This window comes from Streptomyces sp. NPDC058291 (genome assembly GCF_042880855.1).
Classification (GTDB): domain Bacteria; phylum Actinomycetota; class Actinomycetes; order Streptomycetales; family Streptomycetaceae; genus Streptomyces.
Genome location: NZ_JBHVYK010000001.1, coordinates 156,648 through 175,266 on the forward strand (window position 1 = coordinate 156,648; position 18,619 = coordinate 175,266).

The 18,619-nt window shown below is 72.0% G+C and carries 15 protein-coding genes and 1 pseudogene; 7 read left to right on the forward strand and 9 right to left on the reverse strand.

The window, feature by feature from the left end:
* Positions 1 to 121: 121 nt before the first annotated feature.
* The 5 genes from ACFVYK_RS00790 to ACFVYK_RS00810 all read right to left on the reverse strand — a co-directional run bounded on the left by ACFVYK_RS00790 (position 122) and on the right by ACFVYK_RS00810 (position 5,546).
* A complete protein-coding gene (locus ACFVYK_RS00790; RefSeq protein ID WP_389767035.1) occupies positions 122 to 832 on the reverse strand; it encodes a cupin domain-containing protein in 711 nt (236 codons plus the stop codon).
* A 55-nt stretch (positions 833 to 887) separates the two neighbouring features.
* Positions 888 to 1,961: an SIS domain-containing protein gene (locus ACFVYK_RS00795; protein ID WP_389767037.1), complete on the reverse strand. Its 1,074-nt coding sequence runs from the start codon at positions 1,959 to 1,961 to the stop codon at positions 888 to 890.
* A 68-nt stretch (positions 1,962 to 2,029) separates the two neighbouring features.
* Entirely contained in the window at positions 2,030 to 2,833 is an 804-nt protein-coding gene (locus tag ACFVYK_RS00800) for a BtpA/SgcQ family protein (RefSeq protein ID WP_389767039.1), read from the reverse strand.
* Complete coding sequence (locus ACFVYK_RS00805; RefSeq protein WP_389767040.1) at positions 2,830 to 4,440, reverse strand: pyridoxal phosphate-dependent aminotransferase; 1,611 nt, start codon at positions 4,438 to 4,440, stop codon at positions 2,830 to 2,832. The genes ACFVYK_RS00800 and ACFVYK_RS00805 overlap by 4 nt, the downstream gene beginning before the upstream one ends.
* Positions 4,441 to 4,637: 197 nt before the next feature.
* Positions 4,638 to 5,546 (reverse strand): TauD/TfdA family dioxygenase, encoded by a 909-nt coding sequence (locus ACFVYK_RS00810; RefSeq protein ID WP_389767042.1) that lies wholly within the window; start codon positions 5,544 to 5,546, stop codon positions 4,638 to 4,640.
* A gap of 258 nt (positions 5,547 to 5,804) precedes the next feature.
* Between ACFVYK_RS00810 and ACFVYK_RS00815 the strand changes: the two genes are divergently transcribed.
* A complete protein-coding gene (locus ACFVYK_RS00815) occupies positions 5,805 to 6,332 on the forward strand; it encodes an NUDIX domain-containing protein (protein WP_389767044.1) in 528 nt (175 codons plus the stop codon).
* Between the two features lie 35 nt (positions 6,333 to 6,367).
* Here ACFVYK_RS00815 and ACFVYK_RS00820 read toward each other — a convergent pair whose 3' ends face one another.
* Both ACFVYK_RS00820 and asnB read right to left on the reverse strand, forming a co-directional pair.
* The gene (locus ACFVYK_RS00820; RefSeq protein ID WP_389767046.1) at positions 6,368 to 7,963 is read right to left on the reverse strand and encodes a class I adenylate-forming enzyme family protein; all 1,596 of its coding nucleotides are present in this window, start codon (positions 7,961 to 7,963) and stop codon (positions 6,368 to 6,370) included.
* A 288-nt stretch (positions 7,964 to 8,251) separates the two neighbouring features.
* Complete coding sequence (gene asnB / locus ACFVYK_RS00825) at positions 8,252 to 10,102, reverse strand: asparagine synthase (glutamine-hydrolyzing) (protein ID WP_389767048.1); 1,851 nt, start codon at positions 10,100 to 10,102, stop codon at positions 8,252 to 8,254.
* A gap of 569 nt (positions 10,103 to 10,671) precedes the next feature.
* Here asnB and ACFVYK_RS00830 point away from each other — a divergent pair.
* Positions 10,672 to 11,175, forward strand: a complete 504-nt coding sequence (locus ACFVYK_RS00830) for a hypothetical protein (RefSeq protein WP_389767050.1) — start codon at positions 10,672 to 10,674, stop codon at positions 11,173 to 11,175.
* A gap of 128 nt (positions 11,176 to 11,303) precedes the next feature.
* Here the strand turns inward: ACFVYK_RS00830 and ACFVYK_RS00835 are convergent.
* Positions 11,304 to 11,606: pseudogene (locus tag ACFVYK_RS00835) on the reverse strand (hypothetical protein); the annotation flags it as partial.
* 372 nt (positions 11,607 to 11,978) lie between these two features.
* On the opposite strand from ACFVYK_RS00835, the gene ACFVYK_RS00840 reads away from it, so the two are divergent.
* The 5 genes from ACFVYK_RS00840 to ACFVYK_RS00860 all read left to right on the forward strand — a co-directional run bounded on the left by ACFVYK_RS00840 (position 11,979) and on the right by ACFVYK_RS00860 (position 16,868).
* Positions 11,979 to 12,245: an acyl carrier protein gene (locus ACFVYK_RS00840; protein WP_389767052.1), complete on the forward strand. Its 267-nt coding sequence runs from the start codon at positions 11,979 to 11,981 to the stop codon at positions 12,243 to 12,245.
* 1 nt (position 12,246) lies between these two features.
* Entirely contained in the window at positions 12,247 to 13,311 is a 1,065-nt protein-coding gene (locus ACFVYK_RS00845) for a hypothetical protein (protein WP_389767054.1), read from the forward strand.
* 76 nt (positions 13,312 to 13,387) lie between these two features.
* Positions 13,388 to 14,968 (forward strand): amino acid adenylation domain-containing protein, encoded by a 1,581-nt coding sequence (locus ACFVYK_RS00850; protein ID WP_389767056.1) that lies wholly within the window; start codon positions 13,388 to 13,390, stop codon positions 14,966 to 14,968.
* A gap of 50 nt (positions 14,969 to 15,018) precedes the next feature.
* Complete coding sequence (locus tag ACFVYK_RS00855) at positions 15,019 to 15,486, forward strand: cobalamin-dependent protein (protein WP_389767058.1); 468 nt, start codon at positions 15,019 to 15,021, stop codon at positions 15,484 to 15,486.
* Positions 15,483 to 16,868, forward strand: a complete 1,386-nt coding sequence (locus ACFVYK_RS00860) for a methylaspartate mutase (protein ID WP_389767060.1) — start codon at positions 15,483 to 15,485, stop codon at positions 16,866 to 16,868. The genes ACFVYK_RS00855 and ACFVYK_RS00860 overlap by 4 nt, the downstream gene beginning before the upstream one ends.
* Before the next feature lie 29 nt (positions 16,869 to 16,897).
* Here ACFVYK_RS00860 and ACFVYK_RS00865 read toward each other — a convergent pair whose 3' ends face one another.
* Positions 16,898 to 18,460 (reverse strand): BTAD domain-containing putative transcriptional regulator, encoded by a 1,563-nt coding sequence (locus ACFVYK_RS00865; protein WP_389767062.1) that lies wholly within the window; start codon positions 18,458 to 18,460, stop codon positions 16,898 to 16,900.
* Positions 18,461 to 18,619: the final 159 nt, after the last annotated feature.

An 18,619-nucleotide genomic window follows, 5' to 3' on the forward strand; every position in this document is an offset into this window, starting at 1 on the left:
GAGTGGTGGGAGGTCGTCACGTGGGGTGTGCGGGGCCGCCGGGGCCGTGGCACCCGACGGCGCGGGTCGGGTGCCACGGCCCCGGTGGTGTTGCCGGCCGGGCGTCAGCGGGACGTGGCGGTCACCCGAACCGATGCGGGGAGTGCGGGCAGCCCTTCGCCGTGAGCTCCTCGCCGCTGGAGCCCTGGATGTCGCAGAGACGGCAGGTGATCTGGCCGAGATCGCCCAAAAGCGCGCTGTAGGCGGTGAGTTCCTGCCGTTCGGGGCTGTCCAGGTGACGGTGCGGTGCGCCCACGGAGAGGATCATGTGGTCGGTCACCGCGCCCACCGCGTGGGTGACGGCGCCTTCCACCATGTAGACCTGTCCGGGACGCGTCGGCACGATCTCTCCGGCGACGGAGATGGTGCCGGTGCCCGCCAGGACGAACAGCAGGTGGTCCCCGGGGTGGGTGTGCGGGGCGAAGCCGCTGCCGGCGGGCACGTGCAGGATGTCGGCGCCGACGTGGCCGCTGGAGAGCAGCGAGTGTCCCGTGGCGTCGGCGGTCTTCGACACCCGGGTGGGGCCGGGGGCGAGGTTGATGCCGAGCTGCTGGGTCGTGCCGTCCAGGCCGAGATCGGTGGCCCAGTCGCAGATCAGCAGGGGCGCCCTGCGGGTGTCGCCGGGCTCTTCGCGGGGCCGGAGGGCGGCGGCCTCCGTGGCCTTCGCACGGCCGAGGACCGACAGCAGCTGCACCGCCTTGGCCTCGCGTTCGGCCGGATCGAGGTTGTGCAGCTCCCGGCTCAGGACTTCGAGGGTCTCGTCGACGGGCAGCGCGTGTGTTGTCTCGGTCATGGTTCTTCTTCCTTCGTGCTCGTGGGGGTGTTCGGTAAGGCTCGGAGGAGGGAGGTCAGGGAGCGGCGCCGCGGGTCGGGTCCGGCCGGCCGGCGGCGAACGGGGTCCGGTCCAGGAGCTGGGCGAGGTGACAGGCGAGGGGGGCGGCGAACAGGTGGTAGAGCAGCGGGGAGAACTCCTCGCGCACCTGCCCGTGGACGGGGAGCTCGGCCCAGGTCCCCCAACCGTCGAGGCGGTCCGCGGGAGCGACGGCGACGACCCGCCGTCCCAGCTCGGTGGCGCGCCGCGCGACGCGGCGGGCGTGGTCGGAGCACCGGCCCGGCGGGGCGAGGACGAAGGTCGGCAGGTCGGGAGGGCCGGCGAACCGTTCGACGTGGCACCATTCCTCCAGGTCCTGGCCGATGGCGAGGACGGCGGAGGTCTCGATCACTTTGGCCGCGCTGTACAGGGCGGTTCCGTGGGACGGTCCGCTGCCGAGCACGGCCAGCGCCGGCGCGCCGGCGATGCGGTCGGCGATCCGCCGGGTCCGCACGGTGAGGTCGTCCACGGTGGCTTCGACCGCGTCGGCCAGCGCGCCGAGTTCACCCCGCACGGTGTCGGCGTCCGTACGGTCCAGGTGTCCGCGTGCCTGCCCCAGCGCTGTCGCGAGCAGCAGGGCTCCCAGGAGACTGGCCTGGTAGGTGCGGACGCCCGGGGACGGTTCCTGGTCGGGCAGCGCGAGCAGGACGGTGGCGTCCGCGGTCCGGGCGAGCGGGCTCCGTGCTCCTGCGGTGAGGGCGACGGTCACGCCTCCGGCAGCTCGTGCCTGTTCCGCGGCGCGGATGACGAGCGGGGTGCGGCCCGAGGCGGAGACCGCGATGGTGAGCACGCGGGCGGGCGGGGGGACGGCGGACGGCTGCCGGTAGTGGGTGAAGGGCAGTGCGCTCACCGGCCGGCAGTCCACACCGGCGACGGACCGGAACGCCATCTCGACCGCCCTGGCGGCGTGGTCGCTGTCCCCGTCGCCGACGACGACCACCGACTCGATGTCCGCCAAACCTACGGTGCCCGGCAGCGCCCGCGCCTGTTCGTCGAAGGAACCGGTGTGGGCCCGCAGGTCGTCGGCGAGACGCGCTACCTGACGCAGCATCACCTCCGGCCGTATCGTGGGCTGTTCCGCCGGTGCGGATACCGGTTCGCCGCGGGTGGGCGTCATCGTCAGGCCCCCCTGACGATGTCGACGTAGCGGCGCACGCGGTCGACGTCGACCTTGCCGCCCCAGCCGCCGCTCTCCAGGCACGTTCCCACGAACGCGCCGTCCGCGGCGGCCAGCAGGCGGGCCGCGTTGTCGTGGTCGGTGTGTCCGGCCAGGACGATGGGCAGCTGGGGAACGGCGTCGCGGACGGAGGCGATCATGTCCAACGCCGTGCGCTCGTCGGGATGCGACAGCGACACGGCGTCCGCGCCGACGGTACGGGCCGCGCGGGCCACCTGCGCGGTGGTCGCCTCTCCACCGAACCACTTGAAGTGCATGGAGTCGATCTCCGCCACTATGCCGACGGCCTCCGCGTCGATCGACCGGCGGTAGCTCATCACCTCCAGGGGGTCGGCCCGCACCATGCCGTGGGCGGTGAGGGTCTGGCCCACCAGGGCGCCGACACGTACGTAGTCGCCGCCGGCCACCTTCGCCACGGCCAGGGACGACTTGGTGGCGTTGCGCATGAGCTGGACGCCGACGCGGAAGTCATCGCCGGTCGCCTCGACGGCCGCGCGCACGATCAGGCCCATCGCGGTGGTGCGGGCCGGATCGGACTCGTCGGCGACGCTGTAGACACGGTCGACCGTCTGGATGAGGCAGCCGTCCGCGCCGCCCTCGTACAGGGCCCGCGCGGACGCCACCGCCGTGTCGAGGATCTCGGGGAAGGTGTCGGGCCGGTGGAAGGGGGTGCCGGGCAGGGGCGCCAGGTGCACCATGCCGAGAATCAGCTTGTGGCTGCTGCCCGGTTCGGCCCAGGAACTCATGCGACGCCTCGCTCTCCGCGGCGCGGGGAGGCTTCCGCCGGGGCCGTCCCGGCCACGAGGTGGGCGCCCAGCCGGTCCAGGGCGGGCGCGAGCTGCTCCCAGGGACGGGCGGTGGTGATCCGCATGACGGCGCCGGAGAAGCAGAAGGTGAGGATGCCGGGGAAGAGGGAGACGCCCGTCTCGCGCAGGACGTCGCGGAAGCACCGGTAGGAGTCGTCCCAGCCGGGGAGTTCCACGGCTGTGTTGATGGAGAAGCGCGGTGTCAGCACCCGTGCGGGGGTCTGCGCCAGGCGGACGGTCGCCGCGTCGCGCAGCACGGTCAGTTCCCCGACCCGTCGCCGCCGGTCCGTCCGGTAGGTGCGGTAGGCGTGGCGCAGCCGCTCCAGGTCGAGTCCGTAGGACGTCTCGAACTCCTTGAGCTCGTCGGGTCCGGGTTCCTCGACGCCGGTGATCAGCCAGCGCTCCATACGGGCCAGGACTTCGACGACCGTGTAGAAGAACGAGGGCGGCCCTCCGAAGGAGGAGGAGGCGTACTCGTAGTACTCGTCGATGAAGGCGGGGTCGGCGAGGAACCAGCCCGCCTTGAGCCCGGGAGCCGACCAGGTCTTGGAGAGGCTGGAGACGCGGACGACGTTGGGCGCGCCGCGCGCGGCGGAGCGCTTCTCGTACTCCCCCAGCCACTCGTGGCACTCGTCCAGGACGATGACGGTGGAGGGGGAGGCCGCTTCGACGAGCCGGGCGAGGCCTTCCTCCGTGACGGCCGCCCCGGTGGGGTTGCCCACGGTCTGCAGCAGCACCAGGGGGGTGTCGGGGGTGAGCGCCGCGATGAGCGGCTCGATCGAGGTCTGTCCGTGCCCGCTGTCCAGGGGGACCAGCTGGACGTCGTGCCGGCGGGCGATCGTCTCGACCAGGGGCGGGTAGTTGGGGATCGCGCACAGCGCCGGTGCGGCGGCCGGGGAGATGTCGTGCAGCACGAAGTCCGCGAGCGTGCTCACGGCGAAGGTCCCGCCCATGGTCATGGCGACGTGTTCGGGCCCGTAGTGCACGCCGTCGAGCCGGGCGCTCTCGTAGGCGGCGATCGCCTCGCGTGCCGGGTAGCGCCCGCGCGAGTCGGAGTAGCCGTACCAGTCGCGGTCCAGGGCGTAGCGGATGCACTCCTTCAGGCTCTGCGGCAGTCCCCACCGTTCCTCGTCCACCGCTCCCCCGGAGAGGATGTAGCGCGCGTCGTCCCGGAGACCGCCGTACAGGTCGTCGCGGAAGTACCAGTTGAACAGTTCCTTGACGAACCGGACGGTCGCCCGGGACCTCAGCACCTGTTCCGGTTCGACCAGGCGCAGGCGGCGGCTGTCCCGCCAGTGCTCGGCGAGCGCCGGGTGGTGTGCGTGGGTTCCCAGTTCGTGCTCCACGCGGCCCAGCCACAGGTCGCGCAGTTCGAGCGGGTCGTCGGGCCGACGGGCTCGGGCGAAGACGTCGAGCATGCGCTCGTCGACACGGGTGACGAACGTGTCGGACAGTCCGGCGGGCTGCGGTGCGCGCTGGGACAGCGCAAGGGCGTCCGGTGACGCGTGCGCGGGGCGCGGGGTCGGAAGGGAGTCGAAAAGTGTCATCGGCTTCTCGCAGGAGGGGCTGGAGGGAGGGGACCGGGCTGGTCCGGGCGGGTGCCTCGGAACAGGCCGTGGCGCGTGGTGCCGCCCGTCGCGGGGGCGTGGGGACGCCGTGGCACCGGCGAGGGCAGAGATGGGGCCGGCGTCCGGCCGGAGGCGGTGCGGGTGTGCCGGGTCCGGCGGGACGACCCGGTCGGTCCCTATCGGATGCGCAGGCGCTGCAGGTGGCGTTCCTGTCGCGGCGGTGCCGCGGCGCCGGCGGTCCGGCCGTGGAAGTGGTACGTGTTGTCGATCACGACGAGCAGTCCCCGGCGCCAGCGCACACCGATCGTCTCTTGGGGCGCGTACATGGCGGCCAGCAGTTCGCGCAGTGCCGCGTTGACCGTCCCGGGGTCGGTGTCCGGCCGGCTGTGCGTCCACCGCAGTTCCTGGTCGAGGAAGTCCCGGTAGGAGAACACCCAGCGGTCGTCGACGTGCCGCGCGATGGCCGGCGCCTCCGGGCTGTCCCGGTAACTGGTGCGGGAGAGCAATTCCAGCGTGCTGGGCGACAGCCGGCGTGCCACCTCCCGCATGGGCACCAGCACGGTCCGGGCGTGCCCGGTGTCTTCGCCGGGGGTGACGCACATGAGCACGATGTACCGGGGCTGTTTCGCCACACCGGCGCCGCTGCTCTCGGAGTGCAGGCTGAGGGAGTTACGGGCGAAGGGCTGCAGCGACACGTCCTGGGTGGGCGCGTGCCGGCTGCGGAGGTTGAGGATGACGCGCTCCTGTACGAACGGTTGCACAGCGGGGTCCGTCTCCGGTATCGCCGTGCCCAGGAACTCGCCGAGCTCCGTGAAGCGGTGTTGTGGCAGTGGCTCGTTGAGCTGTACTACGGCCAGTCCCTGGTGCCACAGCTGTTCGGTGATCTCCTGGTGCAGGGCGCCGCTACCGGGTTGCCCGCCCTCCACGAGGCGCGCGGTCGGGCTGTGCGGACGCGTCGCGTTGCCCAGCAGCGCTTCTCGCGCAGCGATGTGGGGATCGGACGGCGAGGCCCGGAAACCTCCGTACGTGGCGCCGTGTTCTGCCGTGCGTGGGGTGTCGAAGGGTGCGGCGGCGGGCTGTCTCATGCTCGGTTCCTTTGCTCGGACGCATCAGCTGCCAGGAGAATCCGACGGTGCACGCCGCCGAGAAATCCTCTCCCCGGACCTCTGTTCCTGCGGCTTCGGCTCAGCACGCGGAACACTTTAGGGACGGGTCCGGAACATCCCGGAAATTGCGCCCAGCTGTGGTGGGCCACGGCCGATAGCCGGTCGGTTATCGGTGAGTTCTCCGGTAATCGTTAGGCTGGGCCCCCCTTTCCGACCGTCACGGGAGACGAGGCGTTCATGGGATTCACGCACGGACGCCGTGTCACGCACTGCCCGTACTGCGGCTCCGCCTACCCGGACAGCACGAGTTGGCCGTTGGAGTGCCGTGCGTGCGGTGAGACGCAATGGCGCAACCCGTTGCCCGTCGCGGTCGTGCTGCAGCCGGTGACTCGGGGGGACGGCTCGCGCGGAATCGTCGTGATCCGCCGCTCCCTTCCCCCGGGACGCGGCCGGCTGGCGCTGCCCGGCGGATATCTGGAGGCCGGGGAGAACTGGCGGGAAGCGGCCGTGCGTGAATTCCGTGAGGAAACCGGGATCGTGGCGTCCGCACGGGATGTGCGTCTTTACGGGGCGCACAGCACACGGGACACGCTGGAATTGTTCGCGCTGCTGCCGGCGCTGGCGGCCACGGCACTTCCCGAGCTGGTGCCCACGTTCGAGACGCAGGGCTGCCACGTGCTCGGCGAAGCGGTGGAGCTCGCCTTTCCCGGGCACACCCGGGCACTGGCCGCCGCGTTGGCCGGCCGCTCGCGGCTCGAGCCCTGAAGTCCTTCCGTCCGCTTGGGCCGAGGGCACGCCCCTCACCGCGGCCGGCCCGAGGCGAGTGCCTCGGACAGTGACGCGGACAGCCGGGGACGCAGCACCTTCCCGGTCGCGGTGCGCGGTATCTCGTCCACCGGCACCAGGCGTGAAGGCAGTACCGCCGGAGAGAACCTCGCCCGCAGCGCCGTCCAGGGGCCCGCCGCATCCGCGCGCCCGGTGAGCACCACGGCCGCGATGATGCTCTCTCCGGTGAACCGGTCCGGGACCGTGACGCAGGCCGCGTCGCGGACCTCCGGCAGGGCCCGCAGAACGCGGTCCATCTCCTCCAGTGACACGGTCTCCCCGGACACCTTGGCGATGTTCTTCAGCCTGCCCGTGAGGACCACGTACTCGCGTCCCTCCTCCCGCACCAGGTGACCGAGGTCCTGTGAGTGGAACCATCCGTCACGGAACGCCTCCGCGGTGGCCCCGGCGTTGCCGGCGTAGCCGGACATCACGTTGAAGCCCCGCATGCACACCTCACCCACCTGTCCCGGGCGCACCGGACGGCAGTTCTCGTCGAGCACCGCCACCTCGTTGCCGTAGACGGCCACGCCGACCGAGGGGATGTCCGGATCCAGCATGAGCCGACGGTAGGTCTCGTCGGACAGATCCGCCGGCATCGTGGTGGAGAAGTTCGTGGTCTCGGAGAGGCCGTAGGCCTGGAGGACCCGGGTGCCGAGCCGGTCGGCGACCGCGCGGGCCGTGCGCGTGGTCAGCGGGGCCGCCGCCGAGACGAAGTAGTCGAAGTCCGGTGGTACTTCGGCGCCGCGCCAGGTCTCCACGAGCGCTTCGAGCACGCCCGGTACCACGCTCGCGATGCGGGGACGGTAGTGCCGCAGCGTCTTCTGATAGGTCATCGGCGAGAACGACTCGGCGAGGATCGTGTGCGCCCCGGCCGCCATGGTGCCCAGCACGGTGAAGTGCAGTCCGTTGACGTGGTGGATGGGCAGGCACCCCAGCACCCGGTCGCCGGGGACCAGGACGTGGTGGCGGCGCACCGCCTCGGCGTTGGCCACCGCGTTGACGTGGGACTGGACGACGAGCTTGGACGCGGCGGTGGAGCCGGACGTCGCGAAGTACAGCGCGTCGGCGGCCGGGTCGAGGGGGGGCAGGGGCAGGGCCCGCTCCCGCAGGTCCTCCCAGTGCGGCAGCGCCGTGGAGTCCTCGTGCGGCGCGTCGGCGCCGGGTACGCGCAGCACGGCGAGCGCGCCGGCGGCCTCGATCTGCCGGGCACGGCGTTCCGGCGGATCGGAGGGACCGAGCATGAGGAGGCCGAACCCGGCGCGGAGCACTCCCAGCACCGCGAGGACGGAGGGCACATCGTTCGTCGGCGCGAGCGCGAGCACGGCCGGGCGGGCGGTGCCGAACTCGGCGCACAGCCATCCCGCGAGCCGCGCGCTCGCGGTCTCGGCGGTGCGGTAGTCCAGCGTGGTCTCCGTACCGTCGCGGGCCACGGCGGTGATCAGTGGCGCGTCGCCCTGGCGCCGCGCGAACCGGTGCAGTGCGTCGAACGGGGTGCGCCACGCCGAGTGCGGGAAATCCGGGCCGGCTCCCAGGTACTCGTGGGCGCGTAGGTGGTCGGCAGAGGTCATCGAACGGCACTCCCTCATGGCTCACTTCGGATCGTGGAAGAGGTTGGTCGGGTGGGTGCGGTGCGACCGTGCGGTACGGGCCGCGGGTCCGCTCGGCCCGGGCCGCCACCGCTCCGGCCGGCAGGCCCGCCGACGGGAACGCCGTGTCCGGCAGGCGCCGGCCGGGCGAGAACGGGTCGGTCAGGAGGACTGTCGGCCAAGTGGGGGCGGCGCCTTCGGTGCGATGGCCTTCCCCCCTGGAACACGGTCCGTTCCGGCTTCACCGCGCGGGTGGTGCTCCGGAGCGCTTCAGGTCAGCAGCAGCCGGGGACGGTGGGCGTCGAACCAGGTCGCGAGGTTCAGGCAGCGCTCCAGCCCGCTCCGCACGGCCGGGCCCGTCCCGCCGTTCACGGCCTCCTCCAGCCACACCTTGCTGACCAGGTCGAACACCGGGTGCTCCGGTTCGACGAGCAGCTCCTTCGCCTGCCCGCGCAATACGGTCAGGTAGCCCGGGTCCTGGATGGACGGATACGCGCTCTTGACCCGGTCGGCGACGGAGGCGGGCAGCACGTCCCGGACGGCCGCGCGCAGCAGACTCTTCTCGCGGCCGTCGAAACTCTTCATGGCCCACGGCGTGTTGTGGACGTATTCCACCAGCCGGTGGTCGCAGAACGGCACCCGCACCTCCAGGCCGACGGCCATGCTCAGCCGGTCCATGCGGTCCAGCAGCGTGCGCATGAATCGCGTGATGCCGAGGTGCGAGGTCACCCGCCGGGCGCGGGCCTCCGGGTCGTCACCGGGCACATGTTCCACCTCGGCCACCGCGTCGGCGTAGCGGTCCGCGATGTAGCCGGGCAGGTCCAGCGCGTCGAGCAGTTCGGGCCGCAGTACGGAGCCGTCCCGGCCCTGGGTGCCCGGGGGGAACCCGTTCGCCGGCGACATCCAGGGGAAGGTGCCCGCCTGCTGCGCCTCCAGGGAGCGTTGCCAGTGGTACCCGCCGAACACCTCGTCGGCGCTCTCACCGGACAGCGCCACCGTCGAGTGCCGGCGGACCGCGTGCAACAGCCGGTAGAGCGAGACGTCCGTGTCACCGGTGCCGACAGGCATGTCCCGCGCGGTGATCACGGCGCGGCGGACGGTCGGGTCGGCCAGCAGGCCCGTGTCGAGGACGACGTCCGTGTGCACGGTGCCCAGGTGCGCGACCATGTCCCGCACGTAGGGCGCGTCCGGCGTGGGCCGTGCCGCGTCCGCTACGTAGTTTTCGCTCTGTCCTGCGAAGTCGACGGCGAAGCTGTGCGCCTTCTTGCCGTGGGCGGCAAGTCGCCGCGCCGACAGCGCCGTCAACGCGCTGGAGTCCAGTCCGCCGGAGAGCAGCAGGCAGAGCGGCACATCGGCGACCAGCTGCCGAGCCACGATGTCCTCGAGCAGTTCGCGCACGTGGGCGATGGTGGTCGCCAGGTCGTCGGTGTGCTCTTTCGTGGTCAGCGCCCAGTAGACGTGCTCACGTACGCCGCCTGCGTCGACCGTGGTGACCGTGCCGGGCCTGACTTCGCGCATGTCCTCCCATATCGCGTGTCCCGGCGTCTTGACGAAGCCGAACAGCTCACGCAGCCCTTCGAGGCCGACGGTCCTGGTGGCCAGCGGGTTGGCCAGCAGTGCCTTGGGCTCCGAGCCGAACAGGACGCCGTCCGCCGTGCGCTGGTAGTACAGCGGTTTGACGCCCATGCGGTCGCGGATCATCACCAGTTTCGCCGAGCGGGCGTCCCAGACCGCGAACGCGTACATGCCGTTCAGCCGGTCGGCGACCGCCTCACCCCATTCCAGGTAGCCGCGCAGCACCACCTCGGTGTCGCCGGCGGAGCGGAAGACATGCCCCCGGCGGCGCAACTTCTCCCGCAGTTCACGGTAGTTGTAGACCTCGCCGCTGTAGACCAGGGCCAGCGTGCCCGCAGGGGTGTCCAGTGTCATCGGCTGGGCGCCGCCGTCGAGGTCGACGACCGCCAGCCGCCGGTGGCCCAGCGCGGCATGTCCGCGCGGGTCGGTCCACGTGCCGGCCGCGTCCGGGCCGCGGCAGGACATGGTCCCGGTCATCGCGTCCAGGACCTGCTGCTCCCGGCCCAGATGACGCTGAAAGGCGACCCATCCGGCGATACCACACATTCGACTGTCTCCTTCGGGAAGCAGAACCGGGGAGCGGACCGGGGTCCGGGGTCCGGCAGGTCCGGGCGGACCGTGGCGGACGCCGCTTCGGAACTCGGACCGCGGCGGATGCGGCACGGGCCGCTCGTGCCGCCCGGCGACACCGACGCCTCGTACAGCGGAGCCGTGATCCGGCGGCGGGCGAGGGCGGCCTCCGGTTGCGGCCGGGCTGGGAGAAGGCCGGGCGGGTGCCCGTCCCGGCCGCCTTCTCCGAGACGACTCGTCCACCTTCGAATGGCGCGATGGCACAAGGCCCGCGCTCTCTGCGAGAGAGTAGCAGCGGAAATCTCGGGAACATATCGTCCCCGGTAAGGGAGTGCCATTGCCCGGTAACAAAGCACGCGGCCGCATCCCCCGAATTACCGGACGGTTCCCATCCAATACCTGGACCTGTTCCGGATTAACCGCCGCGGAAGGAAGTCCGTCTACGCTCGCGGCGGCCGCGATACAGAGGCCACCGGACGTGAAGGAGAAGAACAGAGCATGCCGGACAGAGTATTCATGACCGTCGCCGTGAAGTCGGGTGCGCTATGAGGACGCCGGTCTGGGAAGTCGCCACGGACGCCGACGAGGTGCACGAACTGCTGTGCGCGAGCGACCGCTGTCAGGCGGAGCGGTTCGCCTCCCCCGTGCCGCGGCGCAATCCCGCCACCACGGAGTTCCGGGTCCGCAACGGTCTGGTGCACCTGCTGCGCAGCGAAGGGCGGGCCGCCGCCATGTTCACCCTCACCGAGGCGCCGACCTTCGATGTGCCGCCGGGAGTCTTCCCGGCGGCCCGCAGTCCGGCCTATCTGAGCAGGCTCGCCGTCCGGCCCGATCTCGTCGCCGCCGCCTCGCTCGCCGGGCCGCTGTGCCTGCGCCGGGCCATGGCGCTCGCGCGTGAGCGCGGCGCGGACATGCTGCGCGCCGAAGCCAATCCGGACATCGAGTCCACCGTGGAGTGCATGGTGCTTCTGGGCTTCCGCCGCTGCGCCGCGGTGCCCGACGACGATGCGGGGCCGCGACGGATCCACCTGTACCGCGTTCTGACGTGAGCCGTCTCAGCCGCGGCCGAACCGGTGGACGGTGCGGCGCCGGTGGACGTCGCCCGGGTCGAGCCGCGCGGACGGGTAGTCCGGGCGGTTCGGCGCGTCCGGCAACGCCCCGGTCTCCAGGCAGACCCGCCACGCGGGCGCTGGGCGAACCAGTCCCCGGTGTAGACGCCGACGGCCGGCTGGTCCGTACTGACCCCCATCACCCGGCCGCTGTCCGGATGCGACAGCTCCGCGAGCACCGGCCCGTCCGACGCGAGAAAGCAGTTGTCGACGACGACGCCGTCCAGCGACCGCTCGGTCGTGAAGTCGCGGGCAGTGCCGCGGACGTCCTCGGGAGCGCCGGGAACCGGGGGCGTGATGTCACAGGGTCTCCTCTCCGCGCCGGCGGCACGCGCCGGTGGGTGGGTGTTGCGTTGCGTTGCGGGAAGGATCCGGTCGGCGCAGCAGAATCCCGCCCTGCCCGCTGGGCCGTGTTCAGGAAGTCCCGCCCGTCCCGCCCTCGGGCGGTCGGCGCTACTTCCGCACCACGGCCCAGACGGTAGTCACGCAGGCCCGGCATTCCGCCCACCATCCGGTAAGCGCGGCGTCCCGTCCCTCACCGGCGGGTAATTACGCAATGGCCACGCGGCGTACGGATCGATTCCCGCGGAGGGGGCCCGGCGATTACCTCACCGATTGTCCGGCCGCGTTAGGTTCACCATGCAGCGGCGATCTCCCCCACGGAATTGCGGGCGACGACCGATCCTGCGAGACGGGCAGTTGTGACCCCGCGCCGGTGGCGCATCTACGGAGACGGGTGAGACATGGAATACGGCTTGGCGCCGACCGAGAGCGCGGTACTCGACCAGGTGCACACGATCCTGTGCGACCTGCTGCTGACGGACTCCATCCCGGTCGACTACGACCTCATGGCCGGCGGCGTCCTCGACTCCTCGATGTTCCTTCAGCTCTTCGTCGAGCTGGAGAAGCGGTTCGACATCCCCATCACCGGTGCCGACGTGCTCGAGGACAACTTCCGCACCCTGGAGACGATCGCCCGGTTCGTCCGTGCGAAACGAGGGGAAGTCTGACGTGCCCGCGGAATTCACCGTCACCGGCTTCACGTCCGCCGATCACGCGGAGATCTGCGCCCTCCAGGAGGGTCTGTGGGCCGGCGGACCGGCGGGAAACCAGGCGTACCTGGCGTGGAAGTACCGCGCCAATCCATACCTCGACGGCCGTTACACGGTGATCGCCCGCTCCCCGTCGGCCGACGGCGCCGAACTGATCGGCATGGTCGGGGCGTTCGGCTCCTGCTGGGAGAGGGACGGGCGCCGGTTCACGCTGCCCTGCCTGACGGACACGATCGTCGCGGCCGAGTACCGCAACAGCTCGCTCTTTCACGCGATGGTCGACGAAGTGCTCTCCCGGCTGCGCCGTGACGGGGTCCCGTGGCTGCTCGACTTCGGCGACCAGGGCACCGTGCCGGCGATGCTGGTCCGCGGCTGGCGGCAGGTCGGCGTCTGGGGACAGTCCGTGCTGACGCGGGCCCCCGGCGCCGGGCACCGCGGCCCGTGGGACGAACTGCCCGTCACCCGCGGCCCACGCTCCGGTCTGCCGGTCAGCGCGACACGCGCCCCGGACCTCGACGCCATGACCGAGGTGCTGCGCGCGGTGCCCGCCGACGGCCGTGTCCGCGTCGCGCGCGACAGCGCGTACTTCGGCTGGCGCGCCTCCAATCCGCTGGCGAAGTACTACTACCTCGTCGCGCGGTCGGGGGAGGGAGGCGCGGAAGGCTATCTCGTCGCCCATCGCTCCGGCGTGGACGACGACGGGGGACCGACACCGACCACCGTCGTCGAGTGCGAGGCCCGGACCCCGGAGGTCTACGCGGACCTCGTCGAGATCGCTCACGAGTTTCTGCCCGGCACCCGCGTGCTCATGTGGACCAGGGACCTGGCGGAGGCGGGGGCCAAGGTTCTGGCCGGCCTGGGCGCCGAGTTCGTCGAGCCGACCGGCCGGCCCACCCGTGACCGGCCGCTGCCCGGCCTCCTGCTCCGCGCGACCGGCTCGGACACCGTCCCGGCCGAGCTCGCGGACGTGCACCGACTCGACGTGTGGGACTTCCGCGGTGTCTCGGGCCGAGGCTGGCGTTAGGGCCTGGACCCAGCCCTCCACCACACGGTCCCGACGGGACCGGGTACCGCTCCACGAGACGAAGAGAGGTTTTGCCATGACCGGCCACCGAGCAGGGGAGTTCCCGGGCGCCACCCTCGTGGGCGAACGCAGGGAGTTGCCGGCGTCCTCCGTGGTGGAGCTGATACGCCGGTGGGCCGAGACCACGCCGGACGCGGTGGCGCTCGAATGCGGTGACACCGCCACCACGTTCCGGCAGCTGTGGCGGCGCAGCGTGTCCCTCGCCGCCAGGCTGCGCGAGATGGACGTGCAGCCCGGCGAGGTCATCGGCGTCATCGCCCGCCGCAGCGCGGAGACGGTCGCGGCGATGATCGCGGTGATGGCCGTCCGCGGGGCCTACGCGCCGATCGACCCGACCAACCCCGTCGGGCGCGTGCGCCTCATCCTCGACCAGGTCCGGCCCCGCTTCGTGCTGTGGGACGGCACCGGGTCCGTCGAGTGCGCCTCCGGCCTGCCCACGCTGGACACCTCCGGCGTGCCGGACCTGCCGGCGGACGCTCCGGCCACGGTCACGTCCGACCCGCGTCACGACGATCTGGCCTACGTGGTCTTCACCTCCGGCTCCACGGGGATGCCCAAGGGCGTGCTGGTGGAGCACCGCTCCCTGGTCAACTACATCGGCTGGGCGGCGACCCACGTCCTGCCGCAGGCCGGCGGCGCCGCCTGCCCGGTGTTCGCCAGCATGAGCTTCGACCTGGCGCTCACCACGCTGTGGGTGCCCCTCGCGCACGGCCGCACGATCGTCATGATCGAGCACTCGACGGACTATGCGAGCCTGTATGCCCGACGCGCGCGACCGTACGACTTCATCAAGGCCACCCCCAGTCACTTCCGGCTGTTCGAGCGCATGTTCCAGCCCGACTACCGGTCGGTCGCCAGACGGCTGATGATCGGCGGCGAGCCGCTGGACCCCGCCCTGTTGCGGCAGATGGCCGACCGGCTCGACGGCGTGGAGGTGGTCAACCACTACGGGCCCACCGAGACCACGATCGGCTGCTGCGCCTACCGCTTCGCGGTGCGGGACATGCCCGACTCGCCCACGCTGCCCATCGGCAGCCCCGCCTGGAACACCGCGGCCTACGTGGTGGACGACCGCGGCGGGCCGGTGGGCGTGGGCGGCCAGGGTGAGTTGATCATCAGCGGCTTCGGCATCGCCCGCGGCTACCTCGGCGGCGGCGGTGACCGCTTTTTCGACGACCCCGCTTTCGGCGGCCGCGCCTACCGCACGGGCGACATCGTCGAGGTGCTGCCCGACGGCGTGCTGCTCCACCTCGGACGGCAGGACGGTCAACTGAAGGTGAGCGGCCACCGGTTCGAGACGGCGGAGCTGCGCCGCCACATACTGTCGCTGCCGCGGCTCGCCGATGCCGCGTTCGACGTCGTACGGGGCGGTGTCCTGGACACGGTGGAGGCTTTCGTGGTCTTCGACGACCGGTCCGCGCAGACGCCGCCCACGGAGCGCGAGATCCGCACCCGGCTGGCCTGCATGCTGCCGCGGGAACTGGTGCCCCGGCGCGTGTACGTGGTGCCCGAGATCAAGGTCAACGCCAACGGCAAACAGGACGTCCGGGCCACCAGGGCACTGGCCGAGACGCTGGCGGGCGGCACCGGTCCGTGAGTCCGGTCCGGGCAGCACGCACCGAGCCGGTCCACAGGGAAGGAGAATCCATGCGGGGCGTTCCCGCGCACACCGACTCGCCGGAGTCCGGGCACGACGTGATCGTGCTGGGCGTGACGGCGAGCGACGCGCACGCGGTGGCCAACCAGCTGATCGCGCACGATCTGCGCGCCGAGGGCTACACCGTGATCAATCTGGGTGCCTGTACGCCGGTCTCGGAGTTCGTCCGGGCCGTGCGCGAGAACACCGGCGTGCTCGCCGTGGTGATCGGCAGTCTCAACGGCCACGCCCACGAGGACCTGCGTGACCTGCCCGCCGCCCGCGCCGCGGGGCAGCTGCCCTGCCCGGTGGTCCTCGGCGGCAACCTGTCCGTGGGCAGCAGGAAGGATCCCGGCGCGCTGGACCGGCTGCACCGGCTCGGTGTGGACCACATCCTGACCGAGCTGAGCGATCTCCTCCCCCTGTTGCGCGAACTGGCCCGGCGGACCACGCGGTCCCAGGTCCCCCGAGCGATATGAGCCGGAACATGCACCTCGCCGTCGACGCGCACTCCCTCACCGACCCGGACCTTCCGTCCACGACCGACATCGTGCGCTACGCCCGAACACGCGGGACGCCGACCACCCGCGACGTACTGGCCCGCGCGGTGAAGGACGCGGTGGTGGCCGTCCAGCCCCGCTGCGGGGTAGGCGGACACGCCGAGATGCTGGAGCTGATGCGCTCCCTCGACGCCGGCGCACGGCCGGACGTCCTGACCATCACCATCGACTCCCACACACGGCTCAACCGCTTCGAGCACGCCGCCCGCCTGGCCGGTACCGACCCGGGCGCGCTCAACGGCTACCCGCTCGTGGCGCACGGCTGGCGGCGTGGCCGCGAACTGGTCGAGTCGGTGTCCGCGCCGGTGGAGATCCGGCACGGCTCCCCGGACGCCCGCCGTCTGTTCGAGGTCGCCATGGCGGCCGGCGCGACATCGTTCGAGGGCGGCGGCATCTCCTACAACCTCCCCTACTGCAAGGACGTACCGCTCGCGCACTCGCTGGCCTGCTGGCGCGAGGTCGACGCGATGACCGGTGACCTGCGGCGCGCCGGGCTGACGGTGGACCGCGAGCTGTTCGGCACCCTCACCGGCGTGCTGACGCCACCGTCGATCAGCCTGGCCATCGGCGTCATCGAGGCCGCTCTCGCCGCCGCCGAGGGCGTGGGCTGCCTGTCCCTGTCCTATCCGCAGGGCGGACACCTCGCCCAGGACGTCGCCGCACTGCGCGCCATCCCCGAACTGGCACGGCGCTATCTGCCGGCGGACGTCGAGGTGTATCCCGTACTGCACGAGTTCATGGGCGTCTTCCCCACCCGGCGGTCCCACGCCGAGCAGCTGATCTTCTACGGTGCGCTCACCGCCCGGCTGGGCGGCGCTGCCAAACTGGTCACCAAGACCCACCAGGAGGCACTGGGCATTCCCGACGCGCAGGCGAACATCGACGGCATGCGCCTGGCCGCGGTCGCCAACTCACCGCTGCTGGACTTCGTCGCCGTCGACACCGAACGGGTCGAGGAGGAACTGGAGTGGCTGCTCGCCGAAGTCGACGACCTCGTCGCCCCGGTCCTCGGCGCCGCCGACCCTGCCCGTGCCGTCGTCGCGGCGTTCGCCGACGGCACGCTCGACATTCCGTTCAGCGCCAGCCGGTACGCCCGGGGCGACGTGCTGCCCTGCCGTGACGCCTCCGGTGCGATCCGCTACGCCGTGCCCGGTGCGCTGAAGTTGTCCCGCGCCGCGGTTGTGCGCCACCGCGACGGCCTCGGCCTGGCCGACGGACCGCACAGCATGCGCACCCTGATCGAACGGGTCACGCGTGACATCAACCACTTCCCGCACCTCTTCGGCGAGGTCGGGCCGTGAGCCCCGGCGCGGGCCGGCCCCTCCATGGCTCAGCCGGTCCCCAGGAACGCGTCTTCCGTCTGCAGGCCGTGGATCGCTGCCGGCCGGGAGCGGACCGCCTCCCAGCCGTCCGGGGGCTCGGGACCCAGGTGGTAGGAGATGTCCGGCTCCGTCGCCCGACGGGTGGCCTCACACACCCGTACCTGGCCTTCGGGGGCCATCGCCAGGAGCCGGAAGCATCGGTCGACCGGATCCCCCGTGACGCTCGGAACGCCGTGGTGCGCCGGCAGGTACGCCAGACAGGCGTCGCCGGTGCCCACGGCGATGTGCAGACGTGCGCTGGACGCGCCGCCGCGCAGGCGGCTGAAGTCGAGCCAGTCCCGCACGGCGAAGGCGGTCCGCACCGCACGCGTGGCGTCGTCCCGGCGGGGGCTGTCGGCGCCGAACACGGCGGAGAACATCGGTGCCGTCGCCGGCCCGACGGTCCCCCCGTTGCGCGCGCACTCCTGCCGCATCACTGTGTCGATCTCCGCCATGGTCTGCTGGACGTCGTCCAGGTCGTGACCGTCGGGCAGGTCGTGGCGCACCCACACCAGAACGACGCTGACACGTCCGCGCCGGTGCCCCGCCCGGTGTCCCGTACGCTGCCGTCCGCCGTCCTCGACGAGGGCGGGCACCACACCATGATCGCGTCTGCCGTCGGGAGCCATCCGCGACAGCACGCGGCTCATCGACGGGGCGCCGGAGACGTCCGGCCGGCGGGCGGCCTGCTGCCCGACGAGGGACGGCACGCGTGCCTGCTCGGACGGGCTTTGGTGCTCCACGGCCACCGGCTCTGTCGGCACGGCCGACGGCACGTCCAGGTCGGGGGCGTGTTCGAGGATGGCGCGTTCCAGACGTTGCAGCTCCCGCGACGGCTCCAGGCCGTACTGGTCCACGAGTTCGCCCCTGATGCGGCGGAACACCGACAGCGCCTCGGTCTGCCGGCCGCACCGGTAGAGCGCCAGCATCAGCTGGCCGCTCAGCCGCTCCCGCAGGGGGTCCTCGGCGACGGCCGTCCGCAGCTCACCCAGGAGTTCGTGGTGGTTGCCGATCGCCAGCCCGGCTTCGAAGTAGTGCTCGAGGGCGTCCAGTCGCTCGTTCTCCAGGCCGTCCAGTTCGGGCCACTTCAGGCCGGCGTCCGCCAGGTCGGCGAGTGCGGCCCCCCGCCACAGCCCGAGCGCCTCGCGCAGCGTGCGTGCCGCCGCGGCATGCGCGCCGGCGCCGGCTTCGGCCCGTGCGCGTTCCACGGTCCGGCGGAAGCGGAACAGGTCCACGGCGTCGGGGGCGACGCGCAACTGGTATCCGGGAGCGCGCGTCAGCAGAACCGCCCGGGTCTCCGGGGCCCCGTGCGCCAGATCGAGCCGCAGGCCCCGGACTGCGTTGCCGATCATCTTGCGCGCGGTACGGGGGGTCTCCTCGGGCCACAGGACGTCGAGCAGCTTGTGCGTGGGCACGACCCGGTCGGCGTTGAGCAGGAGATAGGCGGCCAGACGGCGTTTGATCACTCCGCCGAGCGGGACGGTCACGCCGTCCGCGCTCGCCTGGAGGGAGCCTAGTATTCGGAAATCCACACGACCTCATTTCCAGCTGGTGCTGCCCTGTGTCGCTCCCGACGGCGGGACCGTCGAAAGACTCCCGTCGGCCGCGCGGGCCTCCCGCGGGCGGGACGGAGGCCGGCGAAGGCGGGGACGCGCGGCTGGTCACCGCTCGTGTGTCCGTCCAGGACGTCA

Coding starts and splice junctions, on each gene's coding strand:
- ACFVYK_RS00790 (WP_389767035.1), bottom strand. CDS start 832: ATGACCGAGACAACACACGCGCTGCCCGTCGACGAGACCCTCGAAGTC.
- ACFVYK_RS00795 (WP_389767037.1), bottom strand. CDS start 1,961: ATGCTGCGTCAGGTAGCGCGTCTCGCCGACGACCTGCGGGCCCACACC.
- ACFVYK_RS00800 (WP_389767039.1), bottom strand. CDS start 2,833: ATGAGTTCCTGGGCCGAACCGGGCAGCAGCCACAAGCTGATTCTCGGC.
- ACFVYK_RS00805 (WP_389767040.1), bottom strand. CDS start 4,440: ATGACACTTTTCGACTCCCTTCCGACCCCGCGCCCCGCGCACGCGTCA.
- ACFVYK_RS00810 (WP_389767042.1), bottom strand. CDS start 5,546: ATGAGACAGCCCGCCGCCGCACCCTTCGACACCCCACGCACGGCAGAA.
- ACFVYK_RS00815 (WP_389767044.1), top strand. CDS start 5,805: ATGGGATTCACGCACGGACGCCGTGTCACGCACTGCCCGTACTGCGGC.
- ACFVYK_RS00820 (WP_389767046.1), bottom strand. CDS start 7,963: ATGACCTCTGCCGACCACCTACGCGCCCACGAGTACCTGGGAGCCGGC.
- asnB (WP_389767048.1), bottom strand. CDS start 10,102: ATGTGTGGTATCGCCGGATGGGTCGCCTTTCAGCGTCATCTGGGCCGG.
- ACFVYK_RS00830 (WP_389767050.1), top strand. CDS start 10,672: ATGAGGACGCCGGTCTGGGAAGTCGCCACGGACGCCGACGAGGTGCAC.
- ACFVYK_RS00840 (WP_389767052.1), top strand. CDS start 11,979: ATGGAATACGGCTTGGCGCCGACCGAGAGCGCGGTACTCGACCAGGTG.
- ACFVYK_RS00850 (WP_389767056.1), top strand. CDS start 13,388: ATGACCGGCCACCGAGCAGGGGAGTTCCCGGGCGCCACCCTCGTGGGC.
- ACFVYK_RS00855 (WP_389767058.1), top strand. CDS start 15,019: ATGCGGGGCGTTCCCGCGCACACCGACTCGCCGGAGTCCGGGCACGAC.
- ACFVYK_RS00860 (WP_389767060.1), top strand. CDS start 15,483: ATGAGCCGGAACATGCACCTCGCCGTCGACGCGCACTCCCTCACCGAC.